Genomic DNA, 13709 nt, shown 5'->3' with positions numbered 1-13709 from the left:
AGGACGTCGGCGACCGGCGTATCGACGGCGACCCGGCCTTCCTCGACCAGCATCATGAAGGCCAGGGAGGTGATCGGCTTGGTCATGCTGGCGATGCGGAACAGGGAGGTCTCGTCGATCGGCCGGTCCGAGCCTTCGCGCGCGCGGCCCTGGCTGCTGAAGTGGACGATCTCGTCGTTCCGGCTGATCAGGATCTGGGCGTGCGGCAGGCGGCCATTGTCGAGGTAGCGCTCCTTCAGGAAGGCGTCGACACGACGCAGGCGCGCGGGATCAAAACCATGCGCTTCTGGGGAGGCCGTGATCATCCGGGTGTCCTTGATGTTTCCTCGGTCCGGCTCTGCGGCCGACTTGCCGATATCCATAGCAACTGCCGAGGTTGACGCCAGCAGGCGTTACCCGGGCAGGTCTTGACGCCGACCTGTGTAGCACCAGAATTCAAAGATTGTCGTACAAAATTTTTGACTCCTGAGCGCTGGCGAGGGAATACGGGCGCAGGGAAGCGCGAAAAGCGACGACGGGAATCGATCGGGAGGAGATGGCGGGATGATTGAGCTCTATCACTGTGCGGACGCGCGGTCGTTCCGGGCTCTGTGGGCGCTGGAGGAGCTCGGACTGCCGTACAGGCTGCACATCCTGCCGTTTCCACCCCGCGTTCATCAACCGGACTATCTCGCACTGAATCCGCTCGGCACGATCCCGCTGATGATCGACGGCGACGTCCGCATGACCGAGTCGGCGGCCATCCCCCAGTATCTGGCGACGAAACATGGGCCGAGCACTCTGGCGGTCGGGCCGGAGGAGGCGGACTACGGCCTTTGGCTGGATTGGCTGCACCGCAGCGAGGCGACGCTGACCTTTCCGCTGACCATCGTGCTTCGATACAGCCGGCTGGAGCCTGAAGAGCGGCGGCTGCAACAGGCCGCAGACGACTATGCGCAATGGTTCCTGTCGCGACTCCGGCATCTGACGCGGGCTTTGGGCGATCGTGACTGGTTGTGCGCCGGTCGTTTCACCATGGCGGATCTTTGCGTCGGTTACGCCCTCCTGTTCGCCCGCACCCTGAACCTCGAACACAGGTTCAGTCCGGAAATCCGGGCCTATTGGGAGCGGCTGTCGATCCGTCCCGCCTTCATCGCCGCGCAGAACGCCCAGACCGGAAAGGGAGACGTCGCATGAGCCAGGTTCAACAAACGCCGCTGACGGCGCGTCCCGCCTATGCCCGGTTGGTGCTGGCGATGCTGCTGATCGTCTACACCTTCAACTGGCTGGACCGGCAGATTCTCGGCATCCTGGCCCCGGCCATCAAGGCCGATCTCGGTCTGACCAACACTCAGCTCGGGGCGCTCGGCGGGATCGCCTTCGCGGCGCTTTACTCGACCCTGGCCATCCCGCTGGCGCTCGTGGCGGACCGTACGAGCCGGACGTGGGTGATCACCGGGTCGCTGGCGGTATGGAGCGCCTTTACCGCACTGTGCGGGGTCGCCACCGGCTTCTGGCAGCTGTTCATGTTCCGCGTCGGGGTCGGCGTGGGCGAGGCGGGCGGCGTGGCGCCCAGCTACGCTCTCATCTCTCAATATTTTCCTCCGGAGCGCCGTGGACGGGCCCTGGCCATCTATTCCATGGGCATTCCGGCCGGTCTGGCGGCGGGCGTACTGCTAGGCGCGGCCATCGCCAAGGCTGTTGACTGGCGCGCGGCCTTCATCGTCATCGGCCTGGCGGGGGTCGTGATCGCCCCGATCTTCCGCCTCGTGGTCAAGGAGCCGCCGCGTCAGGCGGTCACCGGCCAGAGGGTGGCGGTCAGCGAGGTCTTCGCGATCCTGGCGCGCAAGCCCAGCTTCTGGCTGTTGGCCTTCGCGGCGGCGATGAGCAGCCTGACGGGTTACGGCCTGGCCTTCTGGACGCCGTCGATCGCCATGCAGACCTTCGGCTTCGACCTGGCTCAGACATCGCACTTCTTCGGCTCTTTGCTGCTGATCGGCGGCGTCACCGGCGTGCTGGGCGGCGGCGTTCTGGCCGACCGGTTGGGCAGGGCGGATCGCGGCGCCTACGCCAAGGTTTCGGCGGTCGCCTGGTTGATCACCATGCCGCTGTTCGTGCTGGGCTTCCTGTCGCCGTCGCCCGTCGTGGCCTGGCTGCTCCTTGTGGTCCCTAACGCTCTGACCCTGGTCTTCGTCGGTCCTATCACCACGGCCGTGCAGCATCTGGCGCCGGCCCATATGCGGGCGACGGCGGCGGCCTGTTTCCTGTTCATCAACAACCTGGTCGGGATCGGCGCCGGTTCCTGGCTGATGGGCGGCGTCAGCGACGTGATGACGCCGCACTTCGGGGCAGACGCCCTGCGTTACTCGGCCGTCGCCGTGACCGGCCTCTATCTGGCCGCCGCCGCCCTGGCGCTTCTGGCTATCCGCCCGCTCCGCAAGGACTGGGTGGACGACGCCGCTTCCCAACCGAACTGACAGACCAAGAACAAGGGGGATTCCCATGCCGCACATCGACCTTTCCGGCCGCGTGGCCATCATCACCGGCGCGGGCGCGGGCCTGGGCGCGGCTCATGCGGTCGCCCTGGCGCGTCGCGGCGCCAAGGTGGTGGTTTCGGATATGAACGGCGAGGCGGCCGAGACCGTCTGCGCCGGGATCGTCGCCGAGGGCGGCGAGGCCGTCGCCATGGCGGTCAGCGTCACGGACCGGGCTGGCGTTCAGGCCATGTGCGATACGACACTGGAGCGCTGGGGGCGGATCGACATCCTGGTGAACAATGCCGGCATCCTGCGCGACAAGACCTTCGCCAAGATGGACCTGGACGATTTCCAGCTGGTTCTGGACGTGCACCTGATGGGCTCGGTCATCTGCACCAAGGCGGTGTGGGAGACGATGCGCGGCCAGAACTATGGCCGGATCATCTTCACCACCTCGTCTTCGGGTCTCTATGGCAACTTCGGCCAGTCGAACTATTCCGCCGCCAAGCTCGGCCTCGTCGGCCTGATGCAGACCCTGGCGCTGGAGGGCGAGCGGTACGGCATCCGGGTGAACTGCCTGGCGCCGAGCGCGGCGACCGGCATGACCAACGACCTCTACACGCCGGAAGTGCTGGCGGGGCTGGGGCCGCATCTGGTGAGCCCGGCCGTGGTGGTTCTGGCCGGCGAAGAGGCCCCGACCCGGGCGGTGATCCTGGCCGGCGCGGGCGCCTTCGAACAGGCGCATGTGACGATGACTCAAGGGGTGTTCCTCGGCGCCGGTGAAAACGTGGCCGACCGTCTGCTCGACCAGATGGACGCGGTGGCCGATCGCAGCGGCGAGATGGTGCCCGCGAGCGGCGAGGCCCAGTATCGCCACGAGATGTCCAAGCTGGTCGATGAGAAGGCTGTGGCATGAACGCGACCGTCCATATCGTCGCCGCGCGCCGGACGGCCATCGGCAGCTTCGGCGGCTCGCTGAAGGACTGCGAGCCGACCGACCTCGCGGCCCATGTGACGCGAGCGGCGCTGGAAGCCGGAAAAGTCGATCTGGCCTCGGTCGGGCATGTGGTGTTCGGCCAGGTGATCCCGACCCGTCCGCGCGACGCCTACCTGGCGCGGGTGGCCGCGCTGGAGGCGGGGCTGTCGCAGGACACCCCGGCCATGACCCTGAACCGCCTGTGCGGCTCAGGCCTGCAGGCCGTGGTCTCGGCCGCGCAGATGCTGATGCTCGGCGACCTCGAGGTGGCGGTCGCCGGCGGCGCCGAGGTGATGAGCAAGGCGCCCTATTTCGCGCCTTCGGCGCGCTGGGGCCAGAAGATGGGCGACGCCATGCTGGTCGACGGGCTGAACGGGGCCCTGACCGACCCCTTCGGCGGTGGGCTGATGGGGGTGACAGCCGAGAATGTCGCCGAACGTCATGGCGTGGATCGCCAGCGGCAGGACGAATATGCGGTGGAGAGCCACAGGCGGGCGGCGCACGCCCTCGCCGAGGGTCGCTTCACGTCCCAGATCACGCCGGTCGAGGTGCAGGCCGGACGGACGACCAAGCTGTTCGACACGGACGAACATGTCCGCGCGGACGCTGAAATCGCCGACCTGGCGAAGCTGCGCACCCTCTTCCGCGAGAACGGGACGGTCACGGCCGGAAACGCCTCCGGCATCAACGACGGAGCTGCGGCGCTGGTGTTGGCGAGCGAGGCCGCCGTCGGGCGACTGGGCCTGACCTCGATGGCCCGCATCGTCGCCTATGGGCATGCGGGGGTGGATCCGAACTATATGGGCATGGGGCCGGTTCCGGCGTCGCGCGCGGCGCTGGCGCGAGCCGGTCTGACGGTCGCCGACATGGATGTGATCGAGTCGAACGAGGCCTTCGCGGCGCAGGCCTGCGCGGTCTCGGACGAATTGGGATTCGATCCGGCCCGCACCAATCCGAATGGCAGCGGCATATCGCTCGGGCACCCCGTGGGAGCCACCGGCGCGATCATCCTGACCAAGCTGGTCCATGAACTGGACCGGATCGGCGGCCGCTATGGTCTGGCGACCATGTGCATCGGCGGCGGTCAGGGCATCGCCGTCGTGGTGGAGCGCAGCTGATCAGGGCTTCGGTCTGTTTTCCGGCCAAACTGTGGGCCGCCGGGCAACCGGCCGGCGCGCTTTCTTTTGTCAGGCGCCGTAGGCGGCGCGCAGGCTGAGCTTGTCGATCTTGCCGGTCGAGGCCAGCGGGATCGAGGCCAGGCGCACGACAGCGTCCGGCACCCACCAGGAGGCGACCTGGCCACGAATCGAGGCCAGCAGGGCCTCGTCCGAAATCTCCATGCCGTCGCGGATCTCGACGAGCAGAATGGGGCGTTCGCTCCATTTGGGATCGGCGCGGCCGATGACGGCGGCCAGGGAGACCTCGGGCAGGGCGCAGACGATGGACTCGATCTCGGCGGGGTTGATCCACTCGCCGCCTGACTTGATCAGATCCTTGGCGCGGCCGGTGATGGTGAGGTTGCCGTTGTCATCCAGACGGGCGAGGTCGCCTGTGTCGAACCAGCCGTCAGCGTCGACGACAGACTGGCTCTGGCCGAAGTAGCGCTCGATGACGGCGGCGCCGCGGACGTGGAGGCGCCCCTCGTGGCCACGTTGTTCAGGCAGCGGAACGCCGGCCTCGTCCAGCAGCCTCAGATCGACGCCGAGCGCAGGTTTGCCGGAGATGGAGGCCCTCCGGTCCGGATCGCTGAGGACGCCAAAGACGCCGACAGGCGACAGCTCCGTCATGCCCCAGCTGTTCTGGACGGTGACGCCGAGCTGGCGCTCGATGCGGTCCATGAGGGCCGGGGGCGTGGGTGCGCCGCCCAGGATGATGCGGTCGAGCGACGGAAGCGTCGTGCCGGTCGCGTCCAGATATTCGCACAGACCGAGAAAGACGGTCGGAACGCCGACGGCGATGGTCACGCCCTCGGACGCGATCAAACGCGCGAGGCTTTCGCCGTCCGTGCGACGGCCGGGTAGAACCATTTTCGACCCTGCGGCCGGCAGGGCGAAAGGCAGGCCCCAGGCGTTGGCGTGAAACAGGGGCACGATCGGCAGGACGATGTCCGTCGTCCGGGCGCCGAGCACATCGGCCTGCAGCAGCTTCAGCGTGTGCAAAAAGCTGGAGCGGTGGGTGTAGGTCACGCCCTTGGGCGCGCCGGTCGAGCCGGATGTAAAACAGAGTCCGGATGCGGAGGTCTCGTCGAAGCCGCCCCAGGCAAAGGTCTCCGAGGCCGCCTCCACCATCGGCTCAAGAGGTTCGACGCAGGCGCGGGGATGGGTGAGCCTCGTCTCGCCGTCGATGACCAGAACGCGCTCGACACCGGGCGCCTCGTCCACCGCTTCCAGCGCCAGCTTCACGAGATCGGAACTGACGATGATGATGCGGGCGCCCGACTGGCCGAGCATCCAGGCGAGCTGGGTCGGGGTCAGGCGGGGGTTGAGCGTATGACAGACCGCGCCCATGCCCATGATGGCGAACCAGGCCTCGACATGGCCCTGGGTGTTCCAAGCGAGGGTGGCGACACGATCGCCGCCCGTGACGCCGAACCCGGCGAGCACGCTCGAAGTCCGCTTCGCCCGGATCCGCAGTTCGGCGTAGGTGACGCGGGCGTTGGCGAGACCTTCGCGCGCCGTCACGACCTCGGCGCGATCATGCCACTTGGCGGCATGGTCGAGGATACGGTCCAGCGTCAGGGGAAAGGATTGGATACTGCCGTCAATCATGGGTGGTCCTGTAAGCAAACATCGCCGGGTCGCGCAGCGAGGCGGCCACGAACGTTCGGAGCGGCGTCAGCCGATCAGGGGCATCAACCGCAGCCAGATCTGCTGGTCGAAGTCCCGATCGGTCGCGGCGGCGCCCGTGCGCACCACGATCAGTTTGCGGCTGGGTACGACATAGAGGCGGCGGTCGAACGCGCCGAGAGCGGCGACGAGATCCGCCGGGGCGGCGGGGATCAGCTGGCCGGGGGCGCGGCCGATCTGGGGGCGAACCACATAGTCGCTGCCGTTCAGCCACCACAGCCGCCCATAGGCGGGGTTGGTTTCAGATCGGTCGAAGAGGGCGTGCAGCTGTTCGGCCGACACGACCCGCGTACCGTCCGCAGACAGACCGCCCGCCAGCACCATCGCTCCGAAGCGGGCGACGTCCTGGGGCGTGGTGACGAGGCCGGTGTCGTTGCCGACGGAGGCGAGCGCGGCGGGACGGCGACGCCAGGCCGTGTTGGACATGCCGAGCGGCGCGGTCAGCCAATCGCGGGTGACGGCCTCGATCGGCTGTTTGGCGGCCGCCGCCACGATCTGCTTCGAGAGGGCGTAGACCGGGGTGTTGTAGAAGAAGGTCGTCCCGGCCGGAGCGGTGTAGCCGAAGCGCTCGTCCAGGCCGGAGCTCATGGTCAGGACGTCGATCACGCGGATCGAGGCTTCCTGTTCGGCCGAGGCCTTGGACCAGCCCTGTCCCAGGTAGGTCGAGACGGGCGCGTTGACGTCGATCAGCCCCTTGTCGATCGCGATCGCCACCAGGACCGCGACGAAGCTCTTCTGTTGGGAGGCGACGTCCTCAAGCAGGGCGCCGCTGGCGGCGTGCCCATAGACGAAGTTGGCGAACAGACGATCCGTCGAGGGCGCCGGCCAGGACTGGTCGACGATGACGGTTCCGTCCTGGATGACGATGAAGCCCGTGCTGTTCTGACGCTGCAGGTAGCCCAGTAGGTCGGCCATGGCCGGGGAGGGCGCCGTCTGTCGGGCGGCCGGCCGCGGCGGCTCGGCGCAGGCGGCGGGGGCGAACCCCATGAGGACGGCGGCGGCGACAAAACCTGCACGGACTTCGGGCTTCATCTGGGACTGTCTCCGGGTGGGCGTTTCCTGCGCGCCGGTTGCTTCGGCGCTTGCGTCTCGACGTCGCTGCGCGCGCGGGGGCCTCGCGCCAGCATGATGCGGGCGACCTCGCCCTGCATGAAGTAGAGGATGTCGCGCGCGGCCTGGCTGGCCTTGTCCGGATCGCGCTCCAGAAGCCCGGCGCGGACGTCGCGCCAGTGCTCATAGGGGCCTGGACCGTTGGCGTTGATGGCCAGGGCGACATAGGAGAAGTGGAAGCGCGTTTTGCGGCGCACCGCTTCGGTCATGCGCTGGGCGTCGGCGCTGCCGCATTCGATCATGCTGCTGAAGATGGTCTCGGAGAGAGCGATGATGTCTTCGGCCGGCATGCCGCTTTCGGCGGCGGTGAGCATCTGGTCGATCTTGCCCACGATCTTGCGGATGCGCGCCTCGGACGCGCGCAGGCAGGCGAACCGCGCCGCCAGGCCGTAGAGGGCCGCGCGCACCTCATAGAGGTCGAACACCTCCTCGACCGTGGTGGCCGAGACGCGGGCTCCCCGATTTTCCTCGAGTTCGATCAATCCGTCGTCGGCCAGGGTGCGAAGGGCGCGACGCACGGTCGAGCGGCCGACGTTGAACTCGCTGCAGAGGCGCGCCTCGCGAAGCCACTCAGCCGGTGCGATCTCGCTTTTCTGGATGCGGGTTCGCAGAACCTGGGCGATGTCGTCCGCGCTCAAGGACGGGGTGGTTTCCACGTCGGCTCGGGTCGTTCCTGCTTGTTTCACCAAAGGCCTGCCCTTCGCAGATTGCAGGCGCGTCTCCGCGAGTTGCGGGCGCGTCGCTTGCCATTCCCTATGAGTGTGACGTTCGTCGAGCAAGCGGCTTGTCCGGAGCGGTCTTGGTATTGTTGTACAATATTCGTCGCCCGTCGGACGGGTCGCGGCGGACCACGACAGGTCTCTTTCCATCGTGGTCGCCGCTTGCCGACGGAGGGCCAACGTCAGTCTCACCAGCGGTAGGTCGCCGTAACGCCGAAGGATCTCGGGCGGCTGTAGCGATTGGCCAGCGGGATATCGACCTGCTGCAGCTTCAGCACCGGCACGATCTCGTTGGTCGCGTTCTTGACGAACAGGGCGACCTCGGTGCGCCGGAACTGGACGCCCCACCGCAGGTCGACATTGTCGATGTCTTCCAGCGGAATGAAGGGTGACGTGGCGGTGACGGTATCCTGGCCGCCGCCGCGCTGACCGTTGTAGGCGATGTTCGCGAAACCGAAGAGGCCCGGGCCCATTTGGCGGCGATAGTTGAGGTTGGCCGAGAAGGTCCATTCGGGGGTCTGGGCGACCATACTGTCCAGAACGGGGGCGCCGGCCACCGAGGCGACCTCGACATAGCTGGCGTCCTGACGGGCGCCGTTGACGCCGACGGCCAGACGACCGCCGCCGATGTCGTAGACGGCGTCGATCGAAGCCTCGACGCCCTTCACCTCCATGGTGCCGCCGTTGATGTTGAAGTTGGTTCCCGCCTGGCCGCAGGCGTTGGCGGCGGTGCAGCCGTCCGTCACCAGGGCGATCGCATCCTCGGTGCGAGAGGTATAGGCCGAAAGGCGCAGGAAAACGTTCTGCGCGACATTGGTCTTCAGGCCCAGCTCATAGGCCGTCGTGTTCTCGTTGCCGTAGGTCGGCTGGAGCGGGTTCGGAGCAGCGGCGACGACGGTCCCGTTGTTCACGCCGCCCGCACGATAACCGGTGCCGGTGCGGAAGTAGATCAGCGAGGTGTCGTTCAGCCGGTAGCTGGCCGAGGCGGCATAGGCGAGATTGTCCTCGTCGAAGTCATAGGTCGAGGGCGTGCCGATCGGCGTCGTCGTGTAGAGCCGGAAGTCGCTCTGAGATGCGGTCTTCTGATCCCGGGAGTAGCGCAGCTCTCCGCTCAGAGAGAGGGCTCCGATGTCATATTTGAGCGAGCCGTAGACGGCCCCCGATTTGTAGTCCGACGGGACGATACGGCGGCTGCCGAACGCCAGCGGGAAGGTGGCCGGACAGTTCACCGCCGTCGGGATCAGTCTGTAGCAGACCGGCGTGGTCGGCGTGCCGCCGCAGATCGACGAGGTGGCGGTCAGGACGCAGGGGTTGGTGCGCGCGTCCCGGGTGTAGTTGTCCTCCTGGAACAACGCTTCGACGCCGCCCAGCCACTGGAGGCGGCCGTCCATGGCGTCGCCGGTGATGTGGATGTCCTGATAGAAGGTCTTGTCCTTCACATCCGTCGTGGTGCCGCCGAGGGGATAGAGGCCGATCTGGCCGGAGGCCTGGAACCTCGCCTGGGTCGCCAGGTCGACGGCTGCGGCGAAATTCTGCCTGGAGTGATACTGCATCCCCATGGTGGTCGAGGTGAGCTCGCCCCAGCCGAGGTCGTATTTGACCGTCAGCATGGCGCGCTGGACCGTCTGATGCAGGTCGTTGGCGACATCGGACGGCACGTCGTAGCGCGGGCCGGTGTAGCCGAGCGGAATGGTCGGCAGGCGACCGGCCGGCACCACCCACTGGTTGACGAAGGTCGGCAGGTTCATGTCCTGCGCGTCCAGCATCAGGTTCATGTCCAGCGGACCGTCCATGTAGCGGATCTGCGCGCGGGCCAGATAGCCGTCGGTGTGGTCGTAGTATTTGTTCTGGTTGGGGTTGTAATAGACGCCGTCGCCTTGGCCCGTTACCTGGGCCCCGACGCGCACCGCGATCTTGTCGTTGATCTGCTGGTTGACGATGCCGTCGAGACGCAGCTGGCCGAGGTCGTCCGTGTAGGTGGCCGAGACCCGACCGCCGTTGCGGAACTGGGGCTGGGCCAGAACGATGTTGACACTGCCGAACTCCGAGTTGCGGCCGTAGAGCGCGCCCTGGGGGCCCTCGAGGACTTCGACGCGGGCGATGTCGAAATAGTCGATGCGCTTGAAGTTGCGTCCGCCGAGGGTGCTCGAACCCGCATAGGCGCCGTTGACGAAGAGACCGACGGCCGAGTCGGCGCTCGTGGCCCGCTGCGTGCCGGATCCACGCACGGAAATCTCGGCGAGGTTCTCGCTCTGGACGCCGTTAAAGCGGACGCCAGGGACGGTCTGAAGCAGATCGCCCACGCCCTCGATCGGGCTCTTCTGTTCGAGGTTTTCCGCCGAGAGCGCGGTGATCGTCGAGGGCACGTCGCGGACGGCCTCCTCGCGACGGCGCGCGGTGACGACGACGTCGCCGACCCGGGTCGCCGGGCCTTGTTGCTCTGTGGCTGGCGGCGTCTGTGTCGTGGTTTGGGCCCAAACGAGCCCGGGGGCCGCCACCGCGATCAACGCGGCGGTCGAGCACGCGATGTTGCGCACCATCCTGATCCTCTCCCTGATGTTTTGTCGTCGTTATGGTCGCGACAGGGGGATCATCGACGCGCCGAACCGACGTGTCAAGATTGTACGACAATGTGTTTTAAATTGCGTGACGGCAACTCCCCGAACGGTTCCTTTAAGATTCAACAAAACTCCAAAAGTTGTCGTACAATCTTGACAGCGGTGAACGACGCGCTGAGGTTTGGTCGAGAGCGTCAACAAAAGCGCCGCGAGGAAACAGATGCCAGACACACAGGCGGGCGACGATCGGGGCTTGAAGATCGCCGTCATGGCGTCGGCCGGGGCGGCCGTCGAGTGGTACGACTTCTTCATCTACGGCACCGCCGCGGCCCTGGTCTTCCCGAAGCTGTTCTTCCCCGCCGACCTGCCGCCTTTCGTGGCGCTGATCGCCTCTTTCAGCACATTCGCGGTGGGGTTCGTGGCGCGACCGCTGGGCGGGATGGTGTTCGGGCATTTCGGCGACGTGTATGGGCGGAAGCGCGCCCTGGTCGTCGCCATGTTCGTCATGGGGGCTTCGACCACCCTCATCGGGCTTTTGCCGACCTATGCCCAGATCGGCGTCCTTGCCCCCCTGTTGCTGGTGGTCATGCGCTTCGCACAGGGTCTGGCCGTCGGCGGGCAATGGGGCGGCGCGGCCCTGCTGGCCATCGAAAGCGCCCCGCCTCATCGGCGGGGCTTCTACGGCAGCTTTGTGCAGGTGGGGGTGCCGCTCGGCGTGGTGCTGGCCAATTCCGTCTTCCTGGTCGTCAGCGCCCTGACGGCGGAGGACAGTTTCATGAGATGGGGCTGGAGGATCGGGTTCGTCGCGAGCGTCATCCTGATCCTGATCGGCTATGTGATGCACCGCAGCGTGGAGGAGGCCGTCCATCGCGAGGACGTGTCGCCCAGCGCCGCGCCCGCAGCGGCCCGTACAGCAGCGACCCGGTCGCCGTTGGCTGAGGTTCTGGTCAACCACTGGCGCACAGTCCTGTTGGCCGGCGGGGCCTTCGTCGCCAACAACGTCTGCTTCTACATCGCCATCACCTACGCCATCGCCTATGGCTCCACGACCGTGGGCATGTCGCGTGACGTCTTGCTGGCGGCGGTAATGGCGGGGAGCGCGCTGATGATCCCGGTGCTGCTGGCTTGCGGCGCCGCATCCGACCGGTTCGGTCGACGGGGCGTGTTCCTGGTCGGCGCCGCCTTATCGGGTCTGTGGGCCTTCGCGGTGTTTCCGCTGCTCGAAACGGGATCGGGCGTGGCGGTGTTCGTCGCCATCACGGTCCAACTGCTGTTCGTCAGCATGATGTACGGGCCCCAGGCCGCCCTGTTCGCCGAACTGTTTCCGAAGGCGATCCGGTACTCCGGAGCGTCTCTCGGCTATCAGATCGGCGCGGTAGTGGGGGGCGGCTTCGCGCCCATCGTCGCGACGGCGCTGTTCGCCCGCTATGCGTCCAGCCTGCCCATCGCCATCTATCTGGCCGTGATGTGCGCCGTATCGTTCATCAGCGTGGTTCTGCTCGGGCGGGCCGTGCGGTCTTCAGCCAAGTGATACAGTGAGAGTGATGGGAGGCTTTCGATGATCGACACCAACAGGCGGGCGTTGCTCGGTGCGGGAGCCCTCATGCCGCTCGCGGGGGTGACGCAGGCCGCCGCATCGACGCCGCCGCCCGTGGCCGAACAGGTCGAAGCCGACCTTCTCAAGTATGTGAGCTTTGGTGAGAAGCAGGCGGGCGGACCCGGCGACACCGGCTGCGGACAATGGCTGGCGGGAGAACTGGAAACGGCCGGCTACGCTCTCCAGCGACAGGTTTTTTCAACGCCTTACTTCGATGTGCGCAAGGCGGAGTTGTCGATCGAGGGTGCGACGGCCGGAGTCTACGCTCAACCCATCGTCATCCCGACGGGCGGCGAGGGGGTGTCCGGACCGCTCGTGCGAGTCGACGCCGTCGGTCGGTTCGCTGGATCGCTTGAAGGCGCCGTGGCCCTGGTCGACATGGCCTTCTCGCGCTGGTCGACCATGCTGTCGCCCGGGGCGAGAGGGCCCGTCGAGGCGGCTTTCGCCGCGGGGGCGCGGGCCGTGGTCGCCATCACCAACGGCCCTACGGGCAAGGTCATCGCCCTGAACGCTGATGGGCGGGCGCCGATGTTCAAAGGACCGGTCGCGTTGCTGGCGCCGAAGGCGGCCGGACCCTTCCTGGCTGCCGCCTTCCAGCGACAGACGGCGCGGCTGGTTCTCGACGGTCATGGCGGGACCCGCGACGCCTTCAACTTCGTCGGGCGGATGGATCGCGGCAAGGGGCGCTGGATTGCGATCTCCACGCCGCGATCGGGCTGGTTCACTTGCGCGGCCGAGCGGGGGCCGGGCGTCGCCGCCTGGCTCGATCTGGCGCGCTGGGCGCCGACGGCCCTGCCGGATCACGATCTCGCCTTCGTCTGTAACACGGGGCACGAATACGAGTATCTCGGGGCGTCCGAAGCGATGAAGGAAATCGCGCCTCCGCCGGACCGTACCGCCTTCTGGCTGCATCTCGGCGCGAATGTCGCCGCTCGCGACTGGCACGAGACCCCCGGCAGGCCGACGCCCTTGCCCAGCGTGGATAGTCAGCGGTTCCTCTCGATTTCGCCTGACCTCCTGCCCACGGCGCGGGAGATTTTCAGGGGCCAGGTCGGTTACGAGCAGCCGGTGTCGAGCGCGGTTCTGGCGGCCGGAGAATTGGTCGAGGTGATCAAGTCCGGGTACGCGCCGGCCGCCGGAGTGTTTGGCATCCATCGCTATCATCACGTCGCCGAAGACGACGCCCGGTGCCTCGCTCCCGTCGCCACCGTCGCGGCGATCGAAGGGTTCCGGAAACTGGTCTCGTCGGTCGTGTCGACGTAGCGGTTCGTCGCCGGGAACCTCGATTCGCCCGTCGCGGTACTGGCGCAAGCTGGAGTCGATGGGGCCAACTGCAGCGATACAGGTGATCTTGGGGCGATGTCCGCTTCGTGAAAGGGGGCGGGCCGCCGGGATTGCGCCAGTCTGACGCTTGGCGGTGTTTCGTAACATGCGCTCGTGGCCGAAT

Annotated in this window: 11 protein-coding genes; 6 read left to right on the top strand and 5 right to left on the bottom strand. The window is 67.0% G+C overall.

Translation table 11 applies throughout. The features are described 5' to 3' along the window. Positions 1-305: serine hydrolase domain-containing protein (locus tag ACT6QK_RS07135; RefSeq protein ID WP_444597126.1), on the bottom strand; the 305-nt coding region annotated here is incomplete at its 3' end. Between the two features lie 238 nt (positions 306-543). Here ACT6QK_RS07135 and ACT6QK_RS07130 point away from each other — a divergent pair. The 4 genes from ACT6QK_RS07130 to bktB are packed head-to-tail and all read left to right on the top strand — an operon-like array spanning position 544 to position 4550. Further along, positions 544-1176, top strand: a complete 633-nt coding sequence (locus ACT6QK_RS07130; RefSeq protein WP_444597125.1) for a glutathione S-transferase family protein — start codon at positions 544-546, stop codon at positions 1174-1176. Then, positions 1173-2456: a spinster family MFS transporter gene (locus ACT6QK_RS07125; protein ID WP_444597124.1), complete on the top strand. Its 1284-nt coding sequence runs from the start codon at positions 1173-1175 to the stop codon at positions 2454-2456. The genes ACT6QK_RS07130 and ACT6QK_RS07125 overlap by 4 nt, the downstream gene beginning before the upstream one ends. Positions 2457-2481: 25 nt before the next feature. Then, positions 2482-3372, top strand: a complete 891-nt coding sequence (locus ACT6QK_RS07120; protein WP_444597123.1) for an SDR family NAD(P)-dependent oxidoreductase — start codon at positions 2482-2484, stop codon at positions 3370-3372. After that, positions 3369-4550 carry a beta-ketothiolase BktB gene (bktB, locus tag ACT6QK_RS07115; RefSeq protein WP_444597122.1) on the top strand — a complete coding sequence of 394 codons (1182 nt, stop codon included), beginning with the start codon at positions 3369-3371 and terminating at the stop codon, positions 4548-4550. The genes ACT6QK_RS07120 and bktB overlap by 4 nt, the downstream gene beginning before the upstream one ends. A 69-nt stretch (positions 4551-4619) precedes the next feature. Here bktB and ACT6QK_RS07110 read toward each other — a convergent pair whose 3' ends face one another. The 4 genes from ACT6QK_RS07110 to ACT6QK_RS07095 all read right to left on the bottom strand — a co-directional run bounded on the left by ACT6QK_RS07110 (position 4620) and on the right by ACT6QK_RS07095 (position 10644). Next, complete coding sequence (locus ACT6QK_RS07110) at positions 4620-6200, bottom strand: AMP-binding protein (protein WP_444597121.1); 1581 nt, start codon at positions 6198-6200, stop codon at positions 4620-4622. 66 nt (positions 6201-6266) lie between these two features. Then, positions 6267-7310, bottom strand: a complete 1044-nt coding sequence (locus tag ACT6QK_RS07105; protein WP_444597120.1) for a serine hydrolase domain-containing protein — start codon at positions 7308-7310, stop codon at positions 6267-6269. Continuing rightward, positions 7307-8257 (bottom strand): GntR family transcriptional regulator, encoded by a 951-nt coding sequence (locus tag ACT6QK_RS07100; RefSeq protein WP_444597119.1) that lies wholly within the window; start codon positions 8255-8257, stop codon positions 7307-7309. The genes ACT6QK_RS07105 and ACT6QK_RS07100 overlap by 4 nt, the downstream gene beginning before the upstream one ends. A 38-nt stretch (positions 8258-8295) precedes the next feature. Further along, positions 8296-10644 (bottom strand): TonB-dependent receptor, encoded by a 2349-nt coding sequence (locus ACT6QK_RS07095; protein WP_444597118.1) that lies wholly within the window; start codon positions 10642-10644, stop codon positions 8296-8298. Positions 10645-10885: 241 nt separating this feature from the next. On the opposite strand from ACT6QK_RS07095, the gene ACT6QK_RS07090 reads away from it, so the two are divergent. Together ACT6QK_RS07090 and ACT6QK_RS07085 are read left to right on the top strand one after the other, a co-directional pair. Next, entirely contained in the window at positions 10886-12196 is a 1311-nt protein-coding gene (locus ACT6QK_RS07090; protein ID WP_444597117.1) for an MFS transporter, read from the top strand. A gap of 27 nt (positions 12197-12223) precedes the next feature. Continuing rightward, positions 12224-13525, top strand: coding sequence for a hypothetical protein (locus ACT6QK_RS07085; protein ID WP_444597116.1), 1302 nt, complete (start codon positions 12224-12226; stop codon positions 13523-13525). Positions 13526-13709 lie beyond the last annotated feature (184 nt).

The sequence above is a fragment of the Brevundimonas sp. genome, from assembly GCF_052436175.1.
Lineage (GTDB): Bacteria > Pseudomonadota > Alphaproteobacteria > Caulobacterales > Caulobacteraceae > Brevundimonas.
This window is presented reverse-complemented; position numbering and strand designations above follow the sequence as displayed.

Coding starts and splice junctions, on each gene's coding strand:
- ACT6QK_RS07105 (WP_444597120.1), bottom strand. CDS start 7,310: ATGAAGCCCGAAGTCCGTGCAGGTTTTGTCGCCGCCGCCGTCCTCATG.
- ACT6QK_RS07100 (WP_444597119.1), bottom strand. CDS start 8,257: ATGGAAAGAGACCTGTCGTGGTCCGCCGCGACCCGTCCGACGGGCGAC.
- ACT6QK_RS07085 (WP_444597116.1), top strand. CDS start 12,224: ATGATCGACACCAACAGGCGGGCGTTGCTCGGTGCGGGAGCCCTCATG.
- ACT6QK_RS07110 (WP_444597121.1), bottom strand. CDS start 6,200: ATGATTGACGGCAGTATCCAATCCTTTCCCCTGACGCTGGACCGTATC.
- bktB (WP_444597122.1), top strand. CDS start 3,369: ATGAACGCGACCGTCCATATCGTCGCCGCGCGCCGGACGGCCATCGGC.
- ACT6QK_RS07090 (WP_444597117.1), top strand. CDS start 10,886: ATGCCAGACACACAGGCGGGCGACGATCGGGGCTTGAAGATCGCCGTC.
- ACT6QK_RS07120 (WP_444597123.1), top strand. CDS start 2,482: ATGCCGCACATCGACCTTTCCGGCCGCGTGGCCATCATCACCGGCGCG.
- ACT6QK_RS07125 (WP_444597124.1), top strand. CDS start 1,173: ATGAGCCAGGTTCAACAAACGCCGCTGACGGCGCGTCCCGCCTATGCC.
- ACT6QK_RS07130 (WP_444597125.1), top strand. CDS start 544: ATGATTGAGCTCTATCACTGTGCGGACGCGCGGTCGTTCCGGGCTCTG.